Source organism: Yersinia sp. IP36721, from assembly GCF_003634395.1.
GTDB lineage: Bacteria > Pseudomonadota > Gammaproteobacteria > Enterobacterales > Enterobacteriaceae > Yersinia > Yersinia entomophaga.
The window spans coordinates 106,446-131,771 of sequence record NZ_QCZL01000011.1 but is presented as its reverse complement, the minus strand read 5'-3'; the positions used below and the strand labels follow the sequence as shown (position 1 = coordinate 131,771).

Below are 25,326 nucleotides of genomic sequence, written 5' to 3'. Positions count from 1 at the left end.
CCCGCCTGTCAGGGGCGGGCTTTTTTTGTTCCGGCAAAACGGTAACCGGAACACAGCGATAAAACCGTCAGATAAAGGCGAACGCATCGCCGTAAATATGCGCTTCCTGCGCACCGCGCTCTGCACAGAAACGTTCGCGAGCTATTTTGGCCATTTCAAAACGGCCAGCAATGTAAATATCCTGCTCCGCCAATGAACCATAATCCTGCAACACTGCACTTAATACCGTGCCCGTTCTGCCACGCCATTCGTCTTCTGGCTGTTCCACCACGGGAATGACCTTCAACTGAGGGTATTTGATCGAGAGCGCTTCCAGCTCGCTTAAATCATAAAGATGCTTGGATTCACGTCCGCCCCAATAAATCGATACTTCCCGATTTGGTTTTTCAGCCAGCGCCGCCAGCAGAATGGAACGGGCATAAGAGAAACCGGTGCCGCCCGCAATCAGGATCATTGGACGCTCGCTGCCTTCGCGGAACCAAGCTTCGCCGTGTGGAATATCCACATCCAACGTTTTCTCTTTCAGAATGCGATCCATCACCGCCATCGCATACAGATTTAACTCAGATGCGCCAATATGCAGCTCGATATAAGCCTGCTCTAATGGCGTTGACGCCATAGAGAATGGGCGCTTATCACGCTCATCCATCACCACCATCAGGTATTGACCAGCGCGGAAAGAAAACGCCGATTCTGGTACCAGTTGCACTCGGTATACCGTATCGGTAATGGCCTCTACGGAGGTTACTTTACAGCTCAATGTCGTCATGCGTTCCCTCTGTCGGGTCATCAAATGCAAAACTATGGACAAAAATCACGCAATCAGCGCTCAGGCTCTTTGTCACTGAATATGGCAAGCTCATCCCAGATCGCATCTACACGCGTGCGAACCTGCTCATCCATCTTGATAGGACGGCCCCATTCACGAGGGGTTTCTGCTGGCCATTTGTTAGTGGCATCCAGCCCCATTTTCGATCCAAGACCGGAAACCGGCGAGGCGAAATCCAAATAATCTATTGGGGTATTTTCAATTAATACCGTATCGCGCGCTGGGTCCATTCGGGTGGTAATCGCCCAAATCACGTCATTCCAGTCTCTGGCATTAATATCATCATCACAAACAATAACAAATTTGGTGTACATAAACTGTCGTAAAAATGACCACACGCCCATCATTACGCGCTTAGCATGACCCGCGTATTGTTTTTTGATTGTGACAACCGCTAAGCGGTAGGAACAGCCTTCCGGTGGCAAATAGAAATCAACGATTTCCGGAAACTGTTTTTGTAAAATAGGCACAAAAACTTCATTCAGCGCCACGCCCATCACCGCTGGCTCATCCGGCGGACGGCCGGTATAAGTGGAGTGATAAATCGCGTCTCTACGCTGAGTGATATGCGTCACGGTAAACACCGGGAAGCTGTCTATTTCGTTGTAATAACCGGTATGGTCGCCATAAGGACCTTCTGGCGCAATATGACCCTGCTCAATATATCCTTCCAAAACGATTTCTGCACTTGCAGGAACTTCAAGATCGTTGGAAATACATTTAACCACTTCGGTTTTATGCCCGCGTAATAAACCGGCAAAAGCGTATTCGGATAAGGTATCGGGAACGGGAGTTACGGCAGCCAGAATAGTTGCGGGATCGGCACCCAGCGCAACCGAAACCGGGAAACGTTCACCGGGGTGCGCCTCGCACCATTCCTGATAATCCAGCGCACCGCCACGGTGGGATAACCAACGCATAATTAGCTGATTTTTACCTAACACCTGTTGGCGATAAATACCGAGATTTTGCCGTTCTTTATGTGGCCCACGAGTGATCGTTAACCCCCAGGAAACCAAAGGCGCGGCGTCTTCAGGCCAGCAATGCATCACCGGAATGCGGCTGAGATCCACATCATCACCCTGCCAGATTTGCTCCTGACAAGGGGCTGAACTCAGACGCTTGGTCGGCATATTCAGCACTTGTTTGAATTTGGGTAACTTATCGAATAAATCGCGGAATCCCTTCGGCGGATCCGGTTCTTTCAGGAAGGCTAACAGTTTACCAACATCGCGCAATGCGCTGACATCTTCTTGCCCCATGCCCATCGCAACCCGTTTGGCTGTACCAAACAAATTACAAAGCACCGGCATCTCATAGCCTTTAGGGTTCTCGAACAACAACGCGGGGCCGCCAGCACGTAAAGTACGATCGGCGATTTCTGTCATTTCCAGATAAGGGTCAATCGGCTGGGTTATGCGTTTAAGCTCCCCCCTCTGTTCCAGCAACGAGAGGAAGTCGCGTAAGTCACGGTATTTCATGATGATCATTATGGCGGCCACAGGATGGGCCATTATAGGCTGTCTTTATAGCAGTTGCTGTCTTTTTGTTAAAAATGTATACCTGCTCGCTGTAAATGTAGAATCGCCATCCTCCAATAGTATTTTTACACTAGAAATCATGGTTTGCGAGTGGGCAAAGCCATGATTCTAGTCAGGTCTTTATCTGTCACTGACGGCGACTTGTAGATATCAGGTACGCCTCAGCGCGAACAGCCAATGTGGGATCATCACTGACACGAATCCCCTGCGGCAGCACTGTTGGAATAAATACTTTTTTATCGCATTGCTGATCGGTAACTGTCTCGATAAATAACCGCCCCATATTTACCTCACGCCGTTCAGCCGGCCAGGACTGCGTCGGGTCAATCAAATTATCACCTTTCTGCGCTACGATGGCGTACAGGTCGTATTCTATAGGCCCCTTGGCTAGGCGTTGCCGCAATTCCTCTTGCAAGAAATCCGGCGACTTTGCCTTCGCCTGCTCATCGCTTAACCCCTGCCGTCCTTCCACCGGCTCCATACGCCAGCGAACCGCATACTGGGACTGATCTTTATAAGTGATAAAGGTACTCCCGCCCCAATAGGGAATTGTAGCGTAGCTGGCAGGGACGGGCTGTGATGCAACATACTGAGCTTGGCGCAAAGTATGAGGATGGGATTGGTTAAATGTGTTCAATCGCTCTGGATTGGGCTTTCCTGTTTCGGGATCTGGCGTCCTGACCTTTAAAAACTCGATAAATTCCTGCGGGGTTCGAGCAAAAAAGAAAGGGGATGAGATCATAACTAACTGCCAGCGAGAGTGCTTCGTATTAACCAGCTCAAACGCCAGTCCACGCAAGTTTTTGGCGTTATCGGCGGCCTTAGGATTCCCCCCTCCGATTGAAAATCGACCGACAACATCAGACTGCTCGTTTTTACGCAATAAATCAGCCTGTGAAAGTTCAGTCCCTTCACCGCTGGCGATAAACTTACCTGAAAAACAAAAGCCTTTAGCATGGGACGCCCGCTGTTTACTGTGTCGGCCGAATACATCATTTAGAGCGTTAACCATCTGCTCAGCGGTGATTTCTTGGGGAACTGCGCCGGAAACGCTTGGCAAGCAACCAAAAGTAATTAGACATGAGAGCAAGGAAAAACTAACTTTTCGCATCGATTTTCTCCAACCATTTCTATCTTAGCTGTAATGAATCGCGACCATCATTACTGCATATAATTTAGAAAATTCTCTCATTTCAAGCGGGCTATGTTATTTAACTAATCATTAAAAATATTAGTAAAACTTACATCCATTGGTGCTTTCAGATGCGCGATACAAACTTTCCTATTATCCAAACAGGAGCAAACCAATCCGCAGCAAGACATTGCATTCAATTGGAACTGCTCCTGGCTGAAAAAAAATTATTGGCAATAGAATGGAACCCAATCCGCTAGCGGCCGAGTATCGTGATATTCCTGCGGCTCCTCGCCGTGATGGAATACTTTAAAACCCTTATCTAGCACGCTGAAATAGCTTAGCTCGTTGCCGCTAACGTGCAGCAGACTGCCCTCGCGTAAAGCCACGACTCTCTCGCCTGGATTAACCGCGCAAAACTCAGCTAATCGCTCATCTCGCGTTTCTCCCATATGGCCACTGATATGCGCATCAATATAATGTGGATTAATTTGCAGCGGGAATAGCCCCAGCGACGGTAAAACAACGCTATTACGAACCGGCATATCATTAGTGGTACGAATACTCGGCGTAGCCACGTTACATCCTGCGCTCCAACCGACATAAGGCACATTGCGCTCGCGAACCACTCTCTGGATAGGAACGATCAGCCCTTTCTCATGCAGCATCTGATTTAGCATCCAGGTATTGCCGCCGCTGATTAAAATGCATTCCGCTTCGCCAATAGCCGCTACAGGGTCGGCGGCATGGTGAATACTGGTTACAGTGATGCCTAAGGTTTTTTCCAGTTCCTGAGCGCGTTGATCAAAATCGCTGCGGATCAATGCATAAGGGATAAGAACTGCTGAGGTAATTTTCCGGCTAGTGAGCATCACCCGAATACGATCTTTGGCATAACCAAGCAGTTCTGCGTCACCCGATACCTTGCCGTTACTCAGCAAAAACAACTCCATGACTCTCTCCTTTTACTATTCAACAGGACATATCTACATTAACTCGAGGCGACAATTCAGTTACACCGAGGATTAATAGGTTAGCCTTACTTATATCTGATTTCATATTTCAGGGTTGTGATACCTGCTGGGAAATCTGGTGTGCATGAATTAATTCACCATCACTACAAGGTATTCAATACTATTTTCAGCGGCTATATATCTGTTATCGCATTTGATATGCTGATGGATAGGATCTCGAGGCATATGAAATCATGGAATCTTGGTATTTATTATATTGTAAACGCGGACAAATCTTGCGAGCCAAAGAGCATTTAGAGCGTCAGCAAGTGGTGTGCCAAACGCCTATCGCTGCGGTCGAGAAGATTATTCGGGGCAAGCGTAAAGTGGTAGACGAGCCTTTGTTTCCCAATTATCTGTTCGTAAAATTTGATCCTGAGTGCATCCATACCACGACGATCAGCTCAACGCGGGGAGTCAGTAATTTTGTGCGTTTTGGCGCAGGGCCGGTTGTTGTCTCAGATTCGATTATTCAAGCTCTGCTCAACTATTCTCAGGAAGTGATTATCGATCCTGACACGCCTGCTTCTGGGGACAAAGTCCAGATTACTGAAGGGATTTTCGAAGGGTTACAGGCCATTTACGCAGAGCCAGACGGCGAAACGCGCTCAATGTTGCTTCTCAAAATCCTGAACAAAGAAGTTAGTCAAAGCCTGAGCAACAACCAGTTTGAGAAAATCTGATATCAATCTGAAAACATGACGAGGCAAGCGTGCTATAGCGCCTGCCTCGATATTAATGTCTAGCGCTGCATATGCTCATCATGCAGCCACTGAGCAACCTGCTTAGCGAAATAGGTTAATACCCCATCCGCGCCCGCACGTTTAAAGCATAGCAATGATTCCATTACCGCTGGTTTTTCCTGTAGCCAGCCGTTTTGAATCGCCGCCATATGCATCGCATACTCGCCAGAAACCTGATAAGCAAAGGTCGGAACGCCGAAAGTATCTTTAACACGGCGCACCACGTCCAGATACGGCATACCCGGTTTCACCATCACCATATCTGCGCCTTCCTGCAAGTCCTGCGCAATCTCTTGCAAAGCTTCGTCGCTATTGGCTGGGTCCATTTGATAGGTCTTTTTATTGCCACCTTTCAAATTGCCGCTCGAGCCAATCGCATCGCGGAATGGACCGTAGTAGCAGGAAGCATATTTTGCCGAATACGCCATGATTTGCGTATTAATCAACCCTTGAGCTTCCAGACAATCGCGAATCGCGCCAATCCGGCCATCCATCATATCGCTCGGCGCAACAATTTCAGCCCCCGCTTCCGCATGAGATAGCGCCTGACGCACCAGAATATCTTTGGTTATATCATTGATAACATAGCCATCTTCATCAATGATACCGTCCTGACCGTGGGTGGTATAAGGGTCTAATGCCACATCGGTCAACAACCCTAGCTCCGGCACTGCGTCTTTTAACGCACGTACCGCTCGCTGCACCAAACCGTCAGGATTATAAGCTTCCTCTGCGTGTAAAGATTTGAAGCTCGACTCAATGACAGGGAACAGAGAAAGCACGGGAACACCAAGTTTCGCGACAGCTTCAGCTTCCTTCACCAGCAGATCGATAGTCATCCGCGAGACGCCCGGCATAGAAGGCACGGCCTCTTGTCGGTTAGTACCTTCCATCACAAACACGGGATAAATCAGGTCATTAACCGTCAGTTGATTCTCGGCAACCAGGCGGCGACTGAAATCGTGGCGACGAACGCGGCGCATACGACGACCTGGAAAAGTACCCGGAAATGCATAGCTCATTTTTCTCTCCTAACTCAAACCAACCGGAAAACCCGGCGAGCGTTTTCAGCAGTTTTCTGTCCTAGCCATTCAGGGTCTTCTTCTCGCCAGGCAGCAACCTGCCGGACGATGTGAGGCAGAAAACAGGGTTCATTGCGACGAGATGCAGGTTTAGGATGAAGATCCCGGGGCAATAAATAAGGGGCATCAGTTTCCAACAATAAACGTTCGGCAGGAATACGTGGCAATAAGGCTCGCAGCTCAAGACCACGGCGTTCATCACATACCCAACCGGTCATACCCACTGACAAACCCAGCGACAGACAATCATCCAACTCCGAAGCCGAGCCGGTAAAGCAGTGCACGACAGCCGCGGGGAGCTTTTCCAGCCAGGGAGACAACAGATGGACAAAGCGATGATGAGCATCGCGGCAATGTAAAAATACTGGCAGTGACAGTTCGGCTGCAAGAGCCAGTTGCGCAGTAAATGCCGTCTCTTGCTCTACAGGTGTAGAAAAGTTGCGGTTAAAATCCAACCCGCACTCCCCTACAGCGACGACAGAAGGTGAAGCCGCTAGAGCATGAATTTGCTGCTCAACCGACGCGTTCCAACTACTGGCATGATGGGGATGAACGCCTGCCGTTGACCAACAGTAATCAGGGTACTGGGCCGCCAATAGTGCAGCTTCATGGCTTTCTTCTGCGCTGGTGCCGGTAATCAATAGACCAGCGACTCCTGCTTCTTTTGCTCTTTCAACCACCTGATGTCTATCTTTAGCAAACTGTGTACTGGTTAAGTTGACGCCAATATCAAACATGGTTATCCCAAAACAGAAGCCGCCCAAAGGGGCGGCTTGACTTGTAAAACTGAAGCTTAAGGTGCTTTAGGTTGGTCTTCCTCGTCCTCATCCTCTTCTTCTGTCACCGGACGACGCTGCTTACCGACATAAAAACGGGCAAAAAAGACGCCAACCTCAAACAGAAGATACATTGGAATCGCGAGTAACGTTTGTGAGAAGACATCGGGCGGGGTCAACAACATCCCCACGACAAAAGCGCCCACGAGTACATAAGGACGTTTTTTCTTCAAATCTTCGGGGCTGGTTACGCCACTCCAACACAATAAGATAATCGCGATTGGCACTTCAAAGGAAATCCCGAAGGCCATAAACAAAGCCATAACAAAGCTGAGGTAATTATTGATGTCTGTCGCAATCATCACGCCTTCCGGCGCCGTTTTCGCAAAGAAACCAAAAGCCAACGGGAAAACGATAAAGTAGGCAAATGCCATTCCCAGATAGAACAGCAGGCTGCTGGAAACCAGCAACGGTGCCATCAAGCGTCGCTCATGCTTATACAGCGCCGGTGCGATAAATGCCCACACCTGATAAAGAATCATTGGCGCGGCAACAAAAACCGACACCATCATGGTGAGTTTTATCGGCGTAAAGAATGGCGATGCGACATCGGTCGCAATCATGCTGGCACCTTGCGGTAGCTGCTTTATCAACGGCGCTGAAACTAACTGGTAGATATCATTGGAAAAATAAACCAATGCTAAAAAAACCACCAATACGGTGATTATGCAATTCAATAACCGCTTACGCAGTTCTATCAGATGACTGATAAGAGGTTGGGTATCATCAACAGCCATGTTTACCGATCGCCGCCTGGTTGGTTAAGACTAGGTTGTTTAGAAGCTGGCTCTGCATGGGATACCGGCGCGGAGTTAACCGAATTCGCCACTACCACATCAGTTTGATCCGCCGCCGCAGCGGGCGCTTTATCTTCCGAATGGCTTTCTACGTGGTGCTTTTCGAGATTAACTGGCGCTTCCGGCGCTTTCACCGGCGCAGAAGCAACTGTCGCTGACTCCGCAGGAGTCACGCCATCATGAATAGCTTCCGGATCGGTCACTAGCGGGTTATGAATGGTATGCTGCTCCAGCGCCGAATCCGGCCGGTAGGAACGCTTCAGCGATTCCGCCGCATCCTTTAACTCATCCATGGAAGCCTTTAGCTCAGGAGTCAGATTTTGCAGGCCCGCCTGTTCGGCTTTTTTCAGGCTATCCTGAAGTTCCTGCAATTTGAGTTCCTGAGACAGCTCATTTTGGACCGTAGCAGCAAGCGAACGCAATGCGCGGATCCAGCCAGCCACGGTTCTTACTGCTACCGGCAGACGTTCAGGGCCAAGTACAACCAGGCCAATGACCATTACCAGCAGCAGTTCACTAAACCCGATGTCAAACACGGTTTATACCTGCTCTTTGTTCTGACTCTTAGACTCTTCAGCTTTTACTTCTGGCTGCTTATCGGTAATAGTCTTCGTTGTAAAATCAGCGTCGTTACTGGTCTTTTCAACGTTTGTCGGAGTCTGGGTATCGTCACCAATCGCTTTTTTAAAGCCTTTGATGGAAGCACCCAAGTCAGAACCTAAAGTCCGCAGCTTGTTAGTACCAAACAGCAGAACAACAATTACGGCAATGATTAACAGTTGCCAAATACTGATACCACCCATTTCAATCACCTCTATTAACAGGGGTTATTCCAAAGATAACCGCATTATACGGCATAGTTTGTCTCTGGATACTGATCTAACTTACTACGTCTTACCTAATCTTTATACGGCAGACATTATTTGTAACGACGAGCTTTTCGAAACTGACCGCTACGAACTTGTTCGTCTCCAGCCGATAACCCACGCCAATGCTCCCGCCACCAGTAACCCGATAGAAATCTCGGTTGCACCAGACAGCTGGAAAATCGTTCCACTCACTAATAGTGTAGCGCCAACGCCGAACAAATACCGTGATTGCCCCTGACGTTGTTGCTGCCCTTGCATCTGCGTTGTGAGCTTATCTACGCTTTGCTGCAATAGTTTATGCTGCTGAAGGCTGTCGTAAACCAGTTCAGGCAACTCAGGGAATTTCTCTGCCCAGAAAGGTGCTTTTTCCTTCAATGCTCGAATAACCGCCGGAATCCCAACCTGATCTCGCAGCCAGCTTTCAAGGAAAGGTTTGGCCGTGGTCCACAGATCTAACTGCGGATAAAGCTGACGGCCTAACCCCTCAACATAGAGCAATGTTTTTTGCAGTAAAACCAACTGTGGCTGCACTTCCATATTGAAGCGGCGAGCAGTATTAAACAGATTGAGTAATACGTGCCCAAACGAGATTTCAGCCAACGGTTTTTCAAAAATGGGTTCGCAAACGGTGCGAATGGCAAATTCAAAGTCTTCGACGTTGGTATCGCGAGGAACCCAACCTGAATCAACGTGTAATTCAGCAACTCTGCGATAATCCCTATTGAAGAAAGCAATGAAATTCTCGGCCAGATAGCGCTTGTCCGCTTTATTCAATGAACCAACAATACCGCAGTCAATACCGATATAACGTGGGTTCTCAGGGTGTTCATAGCTGACAAAAATATTCCCCGGATGCATATCCGCATGGAAAAAACTGTCGCGAAACACTTGAGTGAAGAAGACCTGCACGCCGCGTTCAGCCAGTAATTTCATATTGGTGCCCTGACTTTCAAGAGCCGCAATATCAGAAACGGGAATACCATAGATACGTTCCATCACTAGCACGCTTTCCCGACAATAATCGGAGAAAATCTCTGGAACGTACAGCATCGGGCTATCTTCGAAATTACGGCGCAGCTGGATAGCATTGGCCGCTTCACGTAACAGATTCAGCTCATCCAACAGCGTTTTTTCGTACTCGCGCACCACTTCTCTCGGGCGCAGACGGCGGCCATCAGGCAACAATTTAGGTACCCAACCGGCAAGTCGATACATCAAACGGACATCAGCTTTGATAATCGGCCGTATATCTGGGCGGATCACCTTCAGCACCACTTCCTGACCATTCTCTTTTAAACGAGCCGTATGTACCTGAGCAATAGAGGCCGATGCCAGAGCTTCCTGTTCAAAATCATCAAACCAGGTTTCCAGCGGCCCGCCCATCGCCAACTCAATGTGCTTACGCGCCAGCGCGCCATCAAATGGGGCCACGCGATCCTGTAACAAGGCCAACTGATCGGCAATAACCGGAGGAAACAGATCGCGGCGGGTCGACATCATCTGGCCAAACTTAATCCAGACGGGGCCTAGTTCCTGCAACGCTAAACGCAGACGCTCGCCCAGAGGCTTATCTTTGTGACGATTAGGAATCCAGAAGAACAGATAGCGGCCAATGCGTAATGGCAGCGTTAAACGAATCTTCGGGATTAACTCATCCAGTCCGTAACTCAAAAATACCCGAATAATCAAATACAGGCGCCGAAGTTCTCCTGGCGTCATCGTTTTGCCTCCATCTTGGCCAACCGGGCATCAAAAGCATCCACATCACGCTTAATTGCATCAACTTCTTCGTTAAACCAGACAATCTCCAACGGAGCCGGTGCCAATTTCCACTCTTCAGTTAATACTTCAGCCAGATAAGCCTGCTGCTGCTGAAAACGGCTGACTAAAAACTTACCGCCTTTACGCAATGTCTGCCCTATTGTTTCTGCTGCGATATCACCAATATAGGGCGCTAGCCATTCGGCAGGTTCCCACTCAGCGAGATCTAATAAAGCCACCAATTGTTGAACGACCTGAATGTCACCATCGACGATCAGCTCACCGCTGCGCATTAAAGGTGACAGCTGCTGGCGATCCCGAAGCTTCGATAACACTGCAATTCCGGTTTTTACCGTACAGTCCGCATTGCCTTCCCACGCGCTCACAACGTCAACCTGGGCATCGCTGAACACCAGAACCAGAGGTTGGTTCAGCTCATGCAGCTCAACACGTAATACTTTGGAAGACAAACGAGAGCGAGCCGCTTTCATACCGCGATCGCGGAATAGCAGACTATTGAGTGCAGTTTCCAGAGCCGCCGTTATCAGCGGCGTTAATAAAATCGGCTTCAGCAACATTGGTTTTAACAACATTGGTTTCAACAACATGGGCACATCCATATCAGAACTTAAACCCACGGTGTAATGCGACAATACCGCCGGTCAAGTTTGTATAGGTTACATTTTCAAAGCCGGCATCAACCATCATATCTTTTAGCGTTTCCTGATCCGGATGCATCCGAATGGATTCGGTAAGGTAGCGATAGCTGTCAGCATCATTAACAACCATTCCACCAATTTTTGGCAGAATGTGGAATGAATAGGCATCGTAGACTTTAGTCAGCGGCTCCAGCAGCGGTTTGGAGAACTCCAGAACCAACAGGCGACCACCCGGCTTAAGAACACGGAACATGGATCGCAGCGCTTTTTCTTTTTCGGTGACATTTCTCAAACCGAATGAAATCGTGATGCAATCAAAATAGTTATCAGGGAAAGGTAAAGCTTCAGCATTTGCCTGCACGTAGCTAACGTTGCCAAGAATTCCGCTATCGCGCAGTTTTTCTCGCCCCATTCGCAGCATGGATTCATTGATATCGGCCAGAACGACCAGGCCTTGCTCACCTACCAGTCGAGAGAATTTGGCCGTCAGATCGCCCGTACCACCAGCGAGATCCAGTACTCGCTGACCACGGCGAACGCCGCTACAATCAATGGTAAAACGCTTCCAGATACGATGAATACCGAATGACATCAGATCATTCATCAAATCGTATTTCGCCGCTACGGAATGAAAAACTTCTGCCACCATGCCTTCTTTTTCTTCTTTGGCTATGGTGCGAAAACCGAAATGAGTGGTTTCCTTATCCTGATCTACCATTTTCTCTGCCTGCTTTTCAGTCAATCTTTCGGAGGAGTGTACCAGAACCGAGGTGAAAGCCCCACTTCGCCCAGCGTTAGCCGGTTAGCCTGTCCGCTGATTTTCAGCGCGAACATAGCGAGTGAGACACTGCTAATTCTGATATTTCAGTGAAGTCGAATCATCTTGTAACGACGATTCAGCCTCATCGTTTGAGAGGGCTAAATCCCCCTCTGGATCGTGCTCTGCAATGGCGCGTGCAGCCAATGACGGGCTAATAGGTTTTTTCACTTCAACACCTAAGGCACGAAAACTTTCAACTTGCCCTATCAGGTTACCACGGCCTTGAGCCAGTTTGTTCATTGCCTGACGATAACTTATATGTGCCTTATCGAGGCTTTGGCCTATGGATTCCATGTCATCCACAAACAAACGCAGCTTATCGTAGAGCTTGCCAGCTCGTTCGGCGATATGTTGGGCATTCTGACTCTGGTGCTCGTAACGCCATAAATTCGTAATAGTTCGTAACGCGACCAGTAACGTTGTCGGGCTTACCAGCATGATGTTGTGCTGTAGCGCTTCGGTGATCAACTCCGGCTGCCTATCTATGGCAACCAAAAAAGCAGGCTCTACCGGGATAAACATCAGTACGTAGTCGAGCGTACGTAAACCCGGCAACTGCTGATAATCTTTACGACCCAACTGTTTGATATGGTTACGCAATGATGAAATATGCTCGTTCAAAGCCTGAGTTCGCTCGGTGTCATTATCGCTATTGAAATAGCGCTCATAAGCCACCAGCGACATTTTGGCATCAATCACCACGTCCTTACCCTGCGGTAAACGAACAATCACATCCGGCTGCATCCGGCTATTGCCTTCAAGATTGACGCTAACCTGAGTTTGGTATTCGTAACCGTCCCGAAGTCCCGAGGCTTCCAACACTCTGCCAAGCACAACCTCACCCCAGCTCCCCTGAGTTTTATTATCACCTTTGAGCGCTTTGGTCAGATTGAGAGCTTCCCGTGCCATCTGGGCATTAAGTTGCTGTAGGCTCCGGATTTCGTGAGTCAGCGTATGACGCTCACGGGCTTCCTGACCGAAACTATCCTGAACCTGACGACGGAAACCGTCCAATTGCTCGCGCAAAGGCAGGAGCAACTTATCCAGACTCTGCTTATTCTGTTCATCAGCCCTACGGCCAGTTTGTTCAAAGATGCGATTTGCCAGATTCTCGAACTGAGTGGTCAGGCGTTGTTCACTATTCATCAATAATCGCTGCTTTTCTTCAGCAGCCAGGCGCGTTTCCTCCAGACGAATGGTGACTTCACGCAGTTCGGCCTCCTGCGCACTGTTCACTTCTCTCTGGGCGCGCAGTTCCTGATTAAGTTGCTCACATTCATTACGCCAATGATTAAGCTGCTGTAGCTTCTCACTGCCAGCAGCCAGCTGGCTATGCAGGCTGCGTAATTCCAACGCATTCTCCTGCAATTGTTGCTCTTTACGCCGTTGGGTCTCCTCCTGCTGGACTAAGTCCTGTTGCGACTGTTGCAATGATTGTTCCAACAGCCGTAGTTCAGTTTCTCGCTGTGTATTACGCTGCTGGAAACGCAAACTGGCAATTAGCCAGCCCAGCAGGCCCCCCATAACACAGCCACTCAAGCCCCAAAATATACTGGTATCCACGCTGCCTCCGCCTCATTAACCCTCTGCCCGTCAAGGTAAGGGGATACTGTATGGATGTCCAGAGGGTTTTCGCCTTACATCCAAGGATGCGAAACAGTACGCAAAACTATAACTCCATGCAAAATTCGGTATTCTCGCCACCGGTAAATCGGCTAAAACAAAGTGGAACCGAATACAACCTGCAGGGAGGTCAACCCATCCAATGAGTAAGCCATTTAATTCCGAAAGCACCGGGCGCGAGGATGCCAAAGGCCCAAATCAACGCCGAAGTAATATTGGCAAACTGGAAATAACGTTGAGGCATGGCGCATATGCCAGCAACCAAAGGAACGATGGCGCGCAGCGGGCCGAAGAAGCGCCCGATAAAGGCACCAAATACGCCCCAGCGCTCAAAAAACGCGTGACCACGTACCAGTAATTGAGGATTTCGCGAAAGTGGCCACATGGTTGCCACGCGATCCTGATAATGGAAACCAATCCAATAGGAGAGCCAGTCACCGAAGAAAGCACCGGCCGCAGCCGCAGCCCAGATCGGCCAGAAGGGAATTCCGCTTTCACCGATGAGCGCCCCTAGCCCCAATAAGATAACGGTCGCAGGCAATAACAATGACAAAAAAGCCAGCGACTCACCAAAGGCAAGGAAAAAGACGATAGGTGCAGCCCAGATTTCATGTTCACGGACAAAATCCGTTATGTAGGTTATGACGTCATTGAGGGTCACATGCATCTTCCTGTTATTGATGAGATTACGAGCCAACAGCATAACCAATTCACGGCAGCTCTAACTCAACAAAAAATAAACGGCCGGTAAATGCCAGCCGTTTAAACAGGTTAACGTACAGAATTAAATATGTCAGGCATTTGCCGTGACGGAGCGCTTAGACATCTCGGCGGAACGACGAGTCCAAAGCTCACGCCATTTTCTCAAAGCGGCGATGAGGATGATTACGCCTAGCGTCATCATAATGATGGATATGATGCCGTTAAACAGGTTGTAGCCCGAAGCCGCAGAGTTAAAGTACACATGTCTGATCATCCAATAACCGGCATAATTTACGGTAACAAACAGGTAAGCCAGCGGGATAATACAGGTCAGCATATAGATACGTTTGGTAGCCAAACGCAGGATAATGGTTGCACCAATAATCAAGCCAACGGATGCCATTAACTGGTTTGATACGCCGAACAGCGCCCAAACGGAGTTGATATCACCAGAGTTCAGTAAATAGCCCCACAGCGCACAGGCGATAACGCTACAAGCCAGAGTACCCGGTAGCCAATCCGTACGTTTCAGTGGTGCCCAGATATCGCCGAGGAAATCTTGCAGCAGATAGCGTGCAACGCGGGTACCGGAGTCTACGGCGGTCAGGATAAATACGGCTTCAAACATGACAACAAACTGGAAGAAGTAGGCCGCCAGACTGCTGAACCATGGCACGCGGATAAAGATATCTGTCATACCTACGGCAAGAGTAACTGCGCCACCGGTACGACCGTAGAGATCCAGACCGATCTCCTGGCTTAGCGTTGGTAGGTTAACCACATCCATGCCCAACGCGCCCCAAGCTTCCGCAGAGGAGTTAATTGCAAAATAATCAGCGGGATGCAATGAAGTTGCAGCGATCAGCGCCATGACGCCAACCATACACTCGGCCAGCATAGCGCCAAAACCTACCGGTAAAATATCGCTCCACTTATCAATCTGTTTCGGCGTGGTGCCAGAACCGATAAATGCGTGGAAACCAGAGATTGCGCCACAGGCAATGGTAATAGAAATAAACGGCCAGACCGGGCCAGCCAGAACCGGGCCACCGCCGTGGATAAACTGAGTAACGGCAGGGAACTGAATTTCCGGGTTAATGAAAACAACGCCGATTATCAACGCGCCAAATACACCAATCTTCATAAAGCTAGACAGATAACCGCGCGGAGTTAACAGCATCCACACCGGCAAAGCGGTCGCGAAGAAGGCATACAAAGGCAGAATGATACTGACGGTATTGGCTTTCAACGTCAGCCATTCACCCAGCCAGGTTCCTTCGATATAAGGGCCCACGAAAACACAGACCATAATCGCGGCAATACCCACGTAGGAAGCGCCTCTCATGCTGCCGGTCATTCGCTCCCACAAACCTACGCAAATGGCGATAGGAATGGTCATGAATACCGCGAAAGCCCCCCAAGGGTTGCGCTCCAACGCATGCACCACAACCATAGATAAACCGGCCATAGTGATTGTGATGATGAACAACATAGCCAAACCGGTACACCAGCCGGCAATCGGCCCCAGTTCGGATTTTGCGACTTCAGAAAGAGATTTACCCTGATGTTTCATCGAGGCAAACAGCACGACGGTATCGTGGACAGCGCCACCGATGACACAGCCGATTAACAGCCACAGGAAACCCGGTAAGTAACCGTATTGCGCCGCCAGCACGGGGCCAACCAAGGGCCCCGCTGCTGCGATAGCCGCAAAGTGGCTGCCAAAGTTGACCCATTTTTTAGTAGGAACGTAATCTTTACCATCTTCGAAGGTGTGGGAAGGTGTAATTTCAGTATCATCGACCTGCAGTACTTTCCGAACAAAAAAGATACCGTATAAGCGGTAGCAGATCGTCAGAATACATACTGTGGCGATAACAAAGGTAATCGCATGTTGCATGATTATTCTCTCCAGGGAATTTATCAGGCGTTAACATACGCCTGGCCTATAAGAGAAGCGCTGAGGATCTGATTAAGCGGTCGCCAGCATGATTAAGCGGTCACAAAACGCCGCTAAGTGGCGATCGGAAAATTGAAGATATACGAAAGAAGCAAAAAGCTGACGACGGTACCGCCGCCAACAATATGATATTAATCACAAAAAATGAGTTTTATATTTAAGAGTTACTCAAGATAATACGACTGAAGTTGCTCTCTTTCAGCACGACCCAGACCGAACTCCTGCAGTAACCAGTTATCACGATTACCATAGCGGTCATTAATGCTGGTTAATGCGGTATGAAGGAATTCTTCTCTGGCTGAAAGCACGTAAGCGAACTGATTCAACGCATTATCGTGAAGCTTTTTAGCCAGTTCGCTCAACATTAATTCGCGGAACGGCGCGAGCGTCGTTTCAGTTAGCAAGTAATCCTCCAGAACCGTTGCTTCATCGGCTCCCAGCGCAAACAATACCAACCCGGAACCAACGCCAGTGCGGTCTTTTCCTACGGCACAGTGCTGCACTACGCCAGTACCTTCAGAATTACGCAATAAATGAACTAACTGTCGGTAAGCCGAGTTGTTAAAAGGCAAGCGGCGATAAAGCTCCAGCATAAATGAACGAGCATCAAACTCGGCTAGCGTTTCGTTACTGAGCTTATCCAGATTGGCGTTGACGTCGGTACTGAGAGGGTTCGCGGGGAAATGATGGTATGTGGCTCCTTGCCAAAGGATATCGGGTTTAGCCTGAACTTCATCGGCATCACGGTAATCCAGTATATGGCCAACGGCACGCTTATGCAGAAAAGTACGGTCTTTTTCACTCAACCGATCTAATGAACCGGAGCGAAACAGTAATCCTCGCTTAACTCTGCGGCCATCGGCTGCCAGGTAACCGCCAAAATCACGGAAGTTAATACCGCCATCAAGCGGAACCAGTGAGGGATGCTGTGTAAAAGGGGTAGTCATAATATCCTCTTATTATATCGTCCATTATAAGAGGTAAAACCTTACCAGATTATCAGTGGAAGGAAAGAACGGGCCACCAGAGGCAGCCCGACACGCGATTACAACAAGCGACGAGCTGCTTCAACCACGATTTTTACCGCATGACTTTCGGTTTTTTGCATAGTCTCTGCGTTAGGAATTTCTTGCTGGGTACGGTTTACGATAACACCGGCAACCATACCGGCGCGCAGGCCTTGGCTGGCGCACATAGTCAACAGCGTAGCGGATTCCATCTCATAGTTCATCACGCCCATAGCCTGCCATTCTTCCATCGAGCCACGGAAACGGCTCACTACGCGACCAGAGAAAGTATCGTAACGTTCCTGACCCGGATAGAAAGTATCGGACGAGGCGGTGACACCAATATGCGTGGTCGCGCCAATGGATTTAGCCGCTTCAACCAAGGCGGTAGTACAAGCGAAATCAGCAACCGCAGGGAACTCCATCGGTGCGAAATGCAGACTGGCACCGTCCAAACGCACTGCGCCTGTGGTTACCAGAACGTCACCGACGTTGATGTTAGGCTGAATAGCACCGGTAGTGCCGATGCGCAGGAAGGTACGTACGCCCAACTGAGCCAATTCTTCCACGGCGATAGAGGTTGACGGGCCGCCGATACCGGTTGAACAAACGATAACTGCCTTACCGTCCAATTCTGCACGCCATGAGGTAAATTCACGATGAGAAGCCAGATGTACTGGGTTATCCATTAATTTTGCAATTTTCTCAACACGTTGTGGATCACCCGGAACGATGGCCAAAGTAGCCCCTTTCAGATCGTCCTTCGTGAGGCCAAGGTGGAAAACATCGGATTTAGACATGTGAGACTCCTCTTTCATGAGAAATATTGTAGGGAGGAACAAAGAACTACTTTACTCAATATCACCGAATTATTTCGTGATAGCAGTCACTTTGATAGAAGAAATAGAATGTATAAGAACAAGTAAAGTGTGACAAAAATCACAAAATAACACCGTTCAGGTTATTTTTTGTGCTTTAAAAGCCCTAAATAAGAGTAACAGCATCCAGATTCACTCAACGGCCGAAAACAGAGTGTGTGTCAGCTCACCTTTTCACCGTTCGAGCACACATTTAATCCGTTACGACATCGCCTTTCCGCCATTAATTGCAAATATTACCTATAGTTAAATCCGGAAAACTCATTCGCTAACTTCAGGGAGACCATTATGAAGACTGACCCACTCATTACTCTCAGGCAAACAGCCGGAAAGTTCACGCCGGCCGTTAATCCGTTGGCCTCCTCCGTTATTCATACCGATAAAAAAGGCATTCAGGCCGGTGATACTACAATCCCGTCGCAGGGTGATTTGCTGCCAGCTTATCTCGCTAAACCGGCACAACATAATGGCCCTTGCCCGGTGGTGATTGTAGTGCATGAAATCTTCGGCGTGCATGAACACATTCGGGATATTTGCCGCCGCTTAGCGAAACAGGGCTATTTGGCCATCGCTCCCGAGCTGTATTTCCGCCAAGGTGATGCCAGCGAATACAATGATATGAGGCCGTTAGTCAGCCAGTTGGTCAATAAGATCCCCGACCGACAAGTATTAGTGGATTTGGATCATACGGTTAACTGGGCCTCCCGCCACGGTGGGGATATCAGTAAGTTAGCGATAACCGGTTTTTGCTGGGGAGGGCGTATCGCCTGGCTTTATGCGGCGCATAATCCTCAGTTGAAAACGGCAGTAGCCTGGTATGGGAAACTTATTGGGGATAAAAGCCTTAATAGCCCGAAACATCCCGTTGATATTGCGATCAACCTTTCCGCTCCAGTACTGGGCCTGTACGGCGGGCAGGATTCAGGAATTTCACAAGATCAGATAGAAACCATGCGTCATGCACTACGTGCCGCCAATGCCGACGCTGAAATTATTGTTTACCCGGAAGCGGGCCACGCCTTTAACGCCGATTATCGGCCTAACTACAATGCGGAAGCCGCTCAGGATGCCTGGCAGCGAATGTTGGACTGGTTTGCTCGCCACGGCGTCAATGCCCATAAACCGGTCGATGATGCCTCTTAAACGTTTCAATCCATATCTTTCACCAACATTCCCACTTCGGCATAAACCTCCCCCAGCAGCAAGGTAGGGGGAGGTTTTTATCTATCAGTCGCACAAAATTCTGCACGCATCAATTTGATACTTCCATTCTCCAATAGCGGTTTCACCGTCAGTACCTATCAGCTATAAAAAAGGGCGCTAACAAAGTTGAGAAGCGGAGATATGTGCCGAATGGGTCGGAACAGCGTGAGCCGTCGGCCCCCCTCTCGGTGCAGTCGCCCCACCAGCTTCGGGGTAACTGCATAGGCTTGCCATCAACAGCAAGGCCGCCACTGCGCCTTTGATTCAGTGATAAATAATCAGGCTTGCTCTTCACGCAGCCGCTGGGCCGCCAAGACCATGTTGGCCAGTGACTGACGGGTTTCTGGCCAACCACGAGTTTTCAGGCCACAATCCGGGTTAACCCACAGGCGTTCAGCCGGGATTCGCTGGGCCGCTTTACGTAGCAAGGCTTCAATCCATTCCACGCTAGGCACGTTCGGCGAGTGAATATCATAAACGCCGGGTCCAATCTCATTTGGATAGTCAAAGTCTTCAAATGACTCAAGCAGTTCCATATCTGAGCGGGAGGTTTCGATGGTAATCACATCCGCATCCAACGCAGCGATAGAATCCATGATGTCGTTGAACTCGCAGTAACACATATGGGTATGGATTTGAGTATCATCCTGCGCCACGGCGGCATTCAGCTTGAATGCATCCACTGCCCAGTCCAGATAGGCCTGCCATTCAGCCCGACGCAGGGGTAAACCTTCACGCAGCGCGGGTTCATCAATCTGGATAATACCGATACCGGCTTTTTCCAAATCTTCCACTTCATCACGCAGCGCCAACGCAATTTGCTTGGCGATGGTTTCACGGCTCACATCCTCCCGCGGGAATGACCAGCATAGGATAGTGACCGGCCCGGTTAACATGCCTTTCACCGGCTTGTCAGTCAGGGATTGCGCATATTGGGCCCATTCAACGGTAATCGCTTCTGGGCGGCTGATATCACCGATAATGACCGGTGGTTTTACACAGCGGGAACCGTAGCTCTGTACCCAACCGTTTTGCGTAAAGACGAAACCATCCAAATGTTCACCAAAGTATTCAACCATGTCGTTGCGTTCAGCTTCACCGTGAACCAACACATCCAGCCCCAGCCGCTCCTGCTCGGCAATCGCCTGTTTGATATGCTCGCTGATACCGGTGCGATAATTTTTGCCATCCAGGCGACCTTGTTTGAAGTCCAGACGCAAGCCACGAATTTCAGTGGTTTGCGGGAAAGACCCTATGGTGGTGGTCGGCCAGGCCGGTAAATTAAAGCGTTTACGCTGCGCTTCGGCACGCTGTGGGTACGGGTTTTGGCGCTCGCTGTCTTTCGGCGTTATAGCCGCCAGACGTTGTTCCACGTGTGGATTATGAACCCGACGAGAAGACTGACGAGCGCGAATTGGAGCGCTGTAATTCGCTAATTTTACTAGTTTTTCTTCGTCTGGCGCATTCAGCGCTTTGGTTAACAGAGACAATTCTGCACATTTTTGCAGCGCAAAAGCAAACCAGTTTTTCACTTCTGCATCCAAACGGGTTTCTTCACTGAGATCGATTGGGCTATGTAATAACGAACAAGAAGTCCCCAGCCATAGTTGACGACTGCCGACCAACGGCTGCAAACGTTCGAACCATGTGCTCAGATCGGCACGCCACACATTACGACCATTAATCACACCGAGCGACAGCAGCCAATCTTTGGGTAGTTTCTCATTCAGCGTAGCGATATCGTCTTTACCAGCCACTACGTCTACATGCAGCCCCTGAACCGGCAGAGCGCGAATAGTATCCAGATTGTGGCCGATGCTATCGAAATAGGTGGTTAGTAATAGTTTAACCTGCCCTTGTAGCGACTGGTAAGCCGGTTGGTAAGCATCCCGCCATTCTTTAGGCAGCTCCAGTACCAGCGCCGGCTCGTCGATTTGTACCCACTCGATGCCACGTTTAGCCAGCTCGGCCAAAACTTGCTGATACACCGGTAAGATATCTTTCAGTAAGGTTAAACGGTCAAATTGCTCACCTTTGACTTTACCCAGCCACAGATAGGTTATCGGGCCAAGCAGTACCGGCTTGATTTTGTGTCCGAGCGCCAGCGCTTCGTCGACTTCATCCAGCAATTGCGTCCAACCAAGCTTGAATTCCTGCCCTTGCTGGAACTCGGGCACCATGTAGTGGTAGTTGGTATTGAACCATTTGGTCATTTCTGCCGCCGCTGCCGGTTTACCGGTTGGCGCACGACCACGACCAATGCGGAATAATGTATCCAGATCGATACTCCCATCAGCATTCTGGTGGCGTGCCGGAACGTTACCCAGCAACAAACTCGTGGTTAACACATGGTCGTACCAGGCGAAATCGCCCACCGGAACCAGATCCACGCCGGCTTGCTGCTGTTGCTGCCAATGACGAGCCCGCAATTCGCGCCCCACATTGAGCAATTCTTCCTGCGTGATGTTGCCTGCCCAGTAACTTTCTTGTGCTTTTTTTAGTTCACGTTTCAGACCAACGCGTGGAAAACCCAGTGTGTGATTTAAAATTGCCATCGTCATACTCTCCATTTAGCCATCCAGATGTTTACACATCCATAATCAGCAGGTACTGTATTAACCACAAGCGCAATTTTTTCACTGTCACTGTGAAGGACTCTCATGATCGAACTGAAACACTTACGCACACTGCAAGCCCTGCGTAATACCGGATCGCTGGCTGCGGCAGCTACACAACTTCATCAAACCCAATCTGCCCTGTCACATCAGTTCAGTGATTTGGAGCAGCGTCTGGGGTTCCGTTTGTTTGTACGTAAAAGCCAGCCTCTGCGTTTCACTACTCAGGGAGAAATTCTCTTGCAGTTGGCCGAGCAAGTCTTGCCGCAAATCAAACAGGCACTGCAAACCTGCAAAGAACCCCATCAAACGGCCCTGCGGATCGCTATTGAATGCCATAGTTGTATTCAGTGGCTAACTCCAGCTTTGGACAATTTTCACCAGAACTGGCCGCAGGTCGCGATGGATTTCAAATCAGGGGTCACTTTTGATCCGCAGCCCGCGCTACAACAAGGTGAACTTGATCTGGTACTGACGTCTGACATTCTGCCCCGCAGCGGTTTGCATTACTCGCCAATGTTTGATTTTGAAGTCCGTCTGGTGCTGTCGCCGGATCATCCGCTGGCAGCGAAAGCGCGCATTGAACCAGAAGATTTAACCGATGAAACTCTGATGATTTATCCGGTTCAGCGCCAACGCCTGGATATTTGGCGTCATTTCCTACAGCCAGCAGGCGTTAGCCCCGCGCTAAAAAATGTCGATAACACCTTGTTATTGATCCAAATGGTGTCCGCACGTATGGGTATTGCCGCTTTGCCGCATTGGGTGGTGGAGAGTTTTGAACGTCAGGGTTTAGTCGTAACGAAAACACTGGGGGAAGGTCTATGGAGCCGACTGTACGCCGCTGTCCGTGACGGAGAGCAGCGCCAGCCGGTAACGGAAGCATTTATTCGTTCGGCGCGTCAGCACGCTTGCGCTCATCTACCTTTTGTAAAGAATGCGGAGCGACCCAACGCCGGTGTACCCACAGAGAGGCCATTATCACCGTCCCACCAATAATAAAGCTCGGCCAATGCGGTTTTTCCTGCCAGATAGCCAGGTTGACCAATAGGCCAGCAGGAACATGGACATTATTCATAATGCCGAGGGTGCCCGCATCAACCTGCGTGGCACCGTAGTTCCACATAAAATAACCCAGTGCGGAAGCTCCAACGCCCAGCCAAATCAAAACGCCCCACTGCAACTCGGTGGTTGGGAGTTTATTTGCGTTACCAAAGGCGAACCAAGCGACGACTGCGACCAACAAGGCTCCCAGATAAAACCAGGAAAAAGCGGTGTGCTGCGGAATCGGATGCACTTCCATCAGGCGTTTGTAGCCAACCTGTCCAATAGCAAAACAAACATTCGCCGCCTGAACTAAAGCCAATCCCAGCCAGAAATGCTCGCTCAGATGGTCATAACGAATGATAGCCGCGCCCACTACCGCTAATAAAGCACTGAGTGCATAACCCCAGCGTAGCCGCTGACCGCGGAGAAGATCATAAATCAGAGTGACATACAGCGGCGTCATCACGGTAAACAGCAGGAACTCCGGCACGCTGAGATACAAATAAGCACGGAAGCTGAACAGGTACATAATACCTAACTGAATAGCGCCAACGGCCATATACAGCGCAATCACTCTGCCCTGAATATTCTTCCAGCGAATAAACGGCAGGAAAACCACGGCGGCTAAACCAACGCGCATCAGCACGGAGAACCAGCTATCGACCTGACCCGCCAGATATTCGCCGATTAAGCTGAAAGAAAATGCCCACAAGATAGTGGTAATAACCAATAACAACACGATAGGTTAAGCTCATCGAAGAAATAAAAACCAATTGTATCGGAAGCGAGAGCTGAATTTTGCACCAACATGGTTGACGTATGCATAATTATTGTTCGATTGATTGTCTTTCGCAGATTCTGGCAACCAGAAATAAGGAATTTAAGATGAGACAAATACATTTTCTGCTGGGCGCTCTACTTCTGCCCACCGTAGTATTGGCACAAAACAGCCTGACGCCAACGCCTTTGGAGCAGCAACAGCGCGTATTAAATCAACAAAGTGAACTGCACCAACAGCAGCGAACTTTGATAAATCAACAGCAAGAACAGCGCCGCTTGCAGCAGCAATATCAATATTCGCAGGATCAGCGCCGTTTGTTACAGCCAACACCGGTGGCTCCGATTGCTCCCCCCGCCGATCCTTTCAAGCGAACGACGCCAACGGTACCGAGTATTCAGCCGGTAAAACCTGCCCAATAACGCTCAGATTCTCACGCCCATTAGTGTTAAAATCAGCGGCGTAGTTATTGCAGCCAACGCGGTAGACATCACTAAACTGGCAGCGGCCGGGCCGGTCAATGCGTTAAATTGTCGCGACATCAGATACACGTTGACTCCGGTCGCCATCGAGCCAAGCAATACCACCACCTGAGTTTCCAGCGGTGGTAAGCCCATGGCCCATGCTAGAACCCACACCGCCAATGGCTGAACGATCAGCTTCAGAAAACACATCGCACTGCTGATACGCCAGCCATCGCTGACACGGTATTCCGCCAATCCCATACCCAGTACCACCAATGACAGCGGCGGCGCAACCTGCCCCAACATACTGACCGGCTGATCGATCATCGGCGGCAATTTCCATCCTGTCAGACTGAATAAAGTGCCGGAGATAATGCCAATAATCAGCGGGTTGGTTAAAACACTGCGCGCGGTCTTGGCAAAGCCTTGCACCGTCAGCGAACCGTTACGCGCCCATTCCACCGACACCGTGACTAACGTCCATAAAATCAGACCGTTAAACACTAAAACCAACGCCACCGCTGGAATAGATTCTTCCCCCAGCATCAAAGTGGCTATGGGTAAACCCAGCATCACGTTATTGGAAAATATGCCGCCCAAAGCGAATACCGAGCCGGAAACACCGTCCAACTTGAATACCCGCCGGCCAATGATTCGCCCAAGAATAAACACCAACAGACAACTGCCGAAAAAGGCGATTAGCAGGCGCGCGTCTACCGCAGGCCGATCGGCAAAATTACTCATCATCCGGAATAGCATGGCCGGTAAAGCGAGGGAAAAAACGAAGCGCGTCAGGCCATCGGTAATGTTTGACGTCCATTTTCCGATTCTGACCAACCCATATCCCAGAACCAACAATACAAATAACGGCATAGACAACAAGATCTGATGCCAGAGGGAAAAGATAAAGGCGGGCATGAATAATATTCCTGTCGCGGGTTAGGGTCAGCCCGCCTGATAACGGAGG

At 49.5% G+C, this 25,326-nt stretch carries 24 protein-coding genes; 4 read left to right on the top strand and 20 right to left on the bottom strand.

What is annotated here, in order from left to right:
- Positions 1 to 67 precede the first annotated feature (67 nt).
- From fre to pepE, 4 genes are all read right to left on the bottom strand, one after another.
- Entirely contained in the window at positions 68 to 769 is a 702-nt protein-coding gene (fre, locus tag DBA33_RS11385) for an NAD(P)H-flavin reductase (protein ID WP_064514277.1), read from the bottom strand.
- A 53-nt stretch (positions 770 to 822) separates the two neighbouring features.
- On the bottom strand, positions 823 to 2,319 hold the full coding sequence (gene ubiD / locus DBA33_RS11380; RefSeq protein ID WP_064518312.1) for a 4-hydroxy-3-polyprenylbenzoate decarboxylase: 1,497 nt from the start codon (positions 2,317 to 2,319) through the stop codon (positions 823 to 825).
- Positions 2,320 to 2,497: 178 nt separating this feature from the next.
- Positions 2,498 to 3,481, bottom strand: a complete 984-nt coding sequence (locus tag DBA33_RS11375; RefSeq protein WP_064514279.1) for a catalase family peroxidase — start codon at positions 3,479 to 3,481, stop codon at positions 2,498 to 2,500.
- Positions 3,482 to 3,729: 248 nt separating this feature from the next.
- Complete coding sequence (gene pepE / locus DBA33_RS11370; RefSeq protein ID WP_064514281.1) at positions 3,730 to 4,455, bottom strand: dipeptidase PepE; 726 nt, start codon at positions 4,453 to 4,455, stop codon at positions 3,730 to 3,732.
- 254 nt (positions 4,456 to 4,709) lie between these two features.
- Here pepE and rfaH point away from each other — a divergent pair, with 254 nt between their 5' ends.
- The gene (gene rfaH / locus DBA33_RS11365) at positions 4,710 to 5,198 is read left to right on the top strand and encodes a transcription/translation regulatory transformer protein RfaH (protein ID WP_064514283.1); all 489 of its coding nucleotides are present in this window, start codon (positions 4,710 to 4,712) and stop codon (positions 5,196 to 5,198) included.
- A 59-nt stretch (positions 5,199 to 5,257) separates the two neighbouring features.
- On the opposite strand, the gene hemB is transcribed toward rfaH, so the two are convergent.
- The 13 genes from hemB to udp all read right to left on the bottom strand — a co-directional run bounded on the left by hemB (position 5,258) and on the right by udp (position 18,174).
- Positions 5,258 to 6,280: a porphobilinogen synthase gene (gene hemB / locus DBA33_RS11360; protein ID WP_064514285.1), complete on the bottom strand. Its 1,023-nt coding sequence runs from the start codon at positions 6,278 to 6,280 to the stop codon at positions 5,258 to 5,260.
- Between the two features lie 14 nt (positions 6,281 to 6,294).
- A complete protein-coding gene (tatD, locus tag DBA33_RS11355) occupies positions 6,295 to 7,077 on the bottom strand; it encodes a 3'-5' ssDNA/RNA exonuclease TatD (protein WP_064514287.1) in 783 nt (260 codons plus the stop codon).
- 56 nt (positions 7,078 to 7,133) lie between these two features.
- Positions 7,134 to 7,913: a Sec-independent protein translocase subunit TatC gene (gene tatC, locus DBA33_RS11350; protein WP_064514289.1), complete on the bottom strand. Its 780-nt coding sequence runs from the start codon at positions 7,911 to 7,913 to the stop codon at positions 7,134 to 7,136.
- Between the two features lie 2 nt (positions 7,914 to 7,915).
- On the bottom strand, positions 7,916 to 8,509 hold the full coding sequence (gene tatB / locus DBA33_RS11345; RefSeq protein WP_064514291.1) for a Sec-independent protein translocase protein TatB: 594 nt from the start codon (positions 8,507 to 8,509) through the stop codon (positions 7,916 to 7,918).
- A 3-nt stretch (positions 8,510 to 8,512) separates the two neighbouring features.
- Positions 8,513 to 8,776, bottom strand: a complete 264-nt coding sequence (gene tatA, locus DBA33_RS11340) for a Sec-independent protein translocase subunit TatA (protein WP_049601001.1) — start codon at positions 8,774 to 8,776, stop codon at positions 8,513 to 8,515.
- Between the two features lie 150 nt (positions 8,777 to 8,926).
- Positions 8,927 to 10,561 (bottom strand): ubiquinone biosynthesis regulatory protein kinase UbiB, encoded by a 1,635-nt coding sequence (gene ubiB, locus DBA33_RS11335; protein WP_064514293.1) that lies wholly within the window; start codon positions 10,559 to 10,561, stop codon positions 8,927 to 8,929.
- Entirely contained in the window at positions 10,558 to 11,211 is a 654-nt protein-coding gene (locus tag DBA33_RS11330) for an SCP2 domain-containing protein (RefSeq protein ID WP_064518314.1), read from the bottom strand. The genes ubiB and DBA33_RS11330 overlap by 4 nt, the downstream gene beginning before the upstream one ends.
- Positions 11,212 to 11,224: 13 nt before the next feature.
- Positions 11,225 to 11,980: a bifunctional demethylmenaquinone methyltransferase/2-methoxy-6-polyprenyl-1,4-benzoquinol methylase UbiE gene (ubiE, locus tag DBA33_RS11325; RefSeq protein WP_064514294.1), complete on the bottom strand. Its 756-nt coding sequence runs from the start codon at positions 11,978 to 11,980 to the stop codon at positions 11,225 to 11,227.
- A gap of 132 nt (positions 11,981 to 12,112) precedes the next feature.
- A complete protein-coding gene (gene rmuC, locus DBA33_RS11320; protein ID WP_162975197.1) occupies positions 12,113 to 13,645 on the bottom strand; it encodes a DNA recombination protein RmuC in 1,533 nt (510 codons plus the stop codon).
- Between the two features lie 190 nt (positions 13,646 to 13,835).
- Positions 13,836 to 14,366 carry a DedA family protein gene (locus DBA33_RS11315; RefSeq protein ID WP_064514298.1) on the bottom strand — a complete coding sequence of 177 codons (531 nt, stop codon included), beginning with the start codon at positions 14,364 to 14,366 and terminating at the stop codon, positions 13,836 to 13,838.
- A 132-nt stretch (positions 14,367 to 14,498) separates the two neighbouring features.
- Positions 14,499 to 16,307: a carbon starvation protein A gene (locus DBA33_RS11310; protein ID WP_064514300.1), complete on the bottom strand. Its 1,809-nt coding sequence runs from the start codon at positions 16,305 to 16,307 to the stop codon at positions 14,499 to 14,501.
- Between the two features lie 224 nt (positions 16,308 to 16,531).
- Positions 16,532 to 17,314 carry a tyrosine-protein phosphatase gene (locus DBA33_RS11305; RefSeq protein WP_064514302.1) on the bottom strand — a complete coding sequence of 261 codons (783 nt, stop codon included), beginning with the start codon at positions 17,312 to 17,314 and terminating at the stop codon, positions 16,532 to 16,534.
- A 98-nt stretch (positions 17,315 to 17,412) separates the two neighbouring features.
- Positions 17,413 to 18,174: a uridine phosphorylase gene (gene udp, locus DBA33_RS11300; protein ID WP_049600980.1), complete on the bottom strand. Its 762-nt coding sequence runs from the start codon at positions 18,172 to 18,174 to the stop codon at positions 17,413 to 17,415.
- Between the two features lie 366 nt (positions 18,175 to 18,540).
- On the opposite strand from udp, the gene DBA33_RS11295 reads away from it, so the two are divergent.
- The gene (locus DBA33_RS11295) at positions 18,541 to 19,395 is read left to right on the top strand and encodes a dienelactone hydrolase family protein (RefSeq protein WP_064514304.1); all 855 of its coding nucleotides are present in this window, start codon (positions 18,541 to 18,543) and stop codon (positions 19,393 to 19,395) included.
- Between the two features lie 338 nt (positions 19,396 to 19,733).
- Here DBA33_RS11295 and metE read toward each other — a convergent pair whose 3' ends face one another.
- Entirely contained in the window at positions 19,734 to 22,010 is a 2,277-nt protein-coding gene (metE, locus tag DBA33_RS11290; protein WP_120806492.1) for a 5-methyltetrahydropteroyltriglutamate--homocysteine S-methyltransferase, read from the bottom strand.
- Positions 22,011 to 22,115: 105 nt separating this feature from the next.
- On the opposite strand from metE, the gene metR reads away from it, so the two are divergent.
- On the top strand, positions 22,116 to 23,069 hold the full coding sequence (metR, locus tag DBA33_RS11285) for an HTH-type transcriptional regulator MetR (RefSeq protein ID WP_071889777.1): 954 nt from the start codon (positions 22,116 to 22,118) through the stop codon (positions 23,067 to 23,069).
- Here the strand turns inward: metR and DBA33_RS11280 are convergent.
- Positions 22,957 to 23,856 carry a carboxylate/amino acid/amine transporter gene (locus tag DBA33_RS11280; RefSeq protein ID WP_064514310.1) on the bottom strand — a complete coding sequence of 300 codons (900 nt, stop codon included), beginning with the start codon at positions 23,854 to 23,856 and terminating at the stop codon, positions 22,957 to 22,959. The genes metR and DBA33_RS11280 overlap by 113 nt on opposite strands.
- A gap of 146 nt (positions 23,857 to 24,002) precedes the next feature.
- On the opposite strand from DBA33_RS11280, the gene DBA33_RS11275 reads away from it, so the two are divergent.
- Positions 24,003 to 24,317, top strand: coding sequence for a hypothetical protein (locus tag DBA33_RS11275; protein ID WP_064514312.1), 315 nt, complete (start codon positions 24,003 to 24,005; stop codon positions 24,315 to 24,317).
- Between the two features lie 3 nt (positions 24,318 to 24,320).
- Here the strand turns inward: DBA33_RS11275 and DBA33_RS11270 are convergent, their stop codons facing one another.
- A complete protein-coding gene (locus DBA33_RS11270) occupies positions 24,321 to 25,277 on the bottom strand; it encodes an AEC family transporter (protein ID WP_064514314.1) in 957 nt (318 codons plus the stop codon).
- Positions 25,278 to 25,326 lie beyond the last annotated feature (49 nt).

Bases quoted from the DNA above. Each gene is read 5' to 3' on its own strand.
- rfaH (WP_064514283.1), top strand. From the start codon at position 4,710: ATGGAATCTTGGTATTTATTATATTGTAAACGCGGACAAATCTTGCGA.
- ubiE (WP_064514294.1), bottom strand. From the start codon at position 11,980: ATGGTAGATCAGGATAAGGAAACCACTCATTTCGGTTTTCGCACCATA.
- udp (WP_049600980.1), bottom strand. From the start codon at position 18,174: ATGTCTAAATCCGATGTTTTCCACCTTGGCCTCACGAAGGACGATCTG.
- metE (WP_120806492.1), bottom strand. From the start codon at position 22,010: ATGGCAATTTTAAATCACACACTGGGTTTTCCACGCGTTGGTCTGAAA.
- DBA33_RS11375 (WP_064514279.1), bottom strand. From the start codon at position 3,481: ATGCGAAAAGTTAGTTTTTCCTTGCTCTCATGTCTAATTACTTTTGGT.
- DBA33_RS11275 (WP_064514312.1), top strand. From the start codon at position 24,003: ATGAGACAAATACATTTTCTGCTGGGCGCTCTACTTCTGCCCACCGTA.
- fre (WP_064514277.1), bottom strand. From the start codon at position 769: ATGACGACATTGAGCTGTAAAGTAACCTCCGTAGAGGCCATTACCGAT.
- DBA33_RS11330 (WP_064518314.1), bottom strand. From the start codon at position 11,211: ATGTTGTTGAAACCAATGTTGTTAAAACCAATGTTGCTGAAGCCGATT.
- DBA33_RS11295 (WP_064514304.1), top strand. From the start codon at position 18,541: ATGAAGACTGACCCACTCATTACTCTCAGGCAAACAGCCGGAAAGTTC.
- DBA33_RS11310 (WP_064514300.1), bottom strand. From the start codon at position 16,307: ATGCAACATGCGATTACCTTTGTTATCGCCACAGTATGTATTCTGACG.
- tatC (WP_064514289.1), bottom strand. From the start codon at position 7,913: ATGGCTGTTGATGATACCCAACCTCTTATCAGTCATCTGATAGAACTG.
- pepE (WP_064514281.1), bottom strand. From the start codon at position 4,455: ATGGAGTTGTTTTTGCTGAGTAACGGCAAGGTATCGGGTGACGCAGAA.
- hemB (WP_064514285.1), bottom strand. From the start codon at position 6,280: ATGAGCTATGCATTTCCGGGTACTTTTCCAGGTCGTCGTATGCGCCGC.
- tatD (WP_064514287.1), bottom strand. From the start codon at position 7,077: ATGTTTGATATTGGCGTCAACTTAACCAGTACACAGTTTGCTAAAGAT.
- ubiB (WP_064514293.1), bottom strand. From the start codon at position 10,561: ATGACGCCAGGAGAACTTCGGCGCCTGTATTTGATTATTCGGGTATTT.
- tatA (WP_049601001.1), bottom strand. From the start codon at position 8,776: ATGGGTGGTATCAGTATTTGGCAACTGTTAATCATTGCCGTAATTGTT.
- DBA33_RS11305 (WP_064514302.1), bottom strand. From the start codon at position 17,314: ATGACTACCCCTTTTACACAGCATCCCTCACTGGTTCCGCTTGATGGC.
- DBA33_RS11270 (WP_064514314.1), bottom strand. From the start codon at position 25,277: ATGCCCGCCTTTATCTTTTCCCTCTGGCATCAGATCTTGTTGTCTATG.
- ubiD (WP_064518312.1), bottom strand. From the start codon at position 2,319: ATGATCATCATGAAATACCGTGACTTACGCGACTTCCTCTCGTTGCTG.
- metR (WP_071889777.1), top strand. From the start codon at position 22,116: ATGATCGAACTGAAACACTTACGCACACTGCAAGCCCTGCGTAATACC.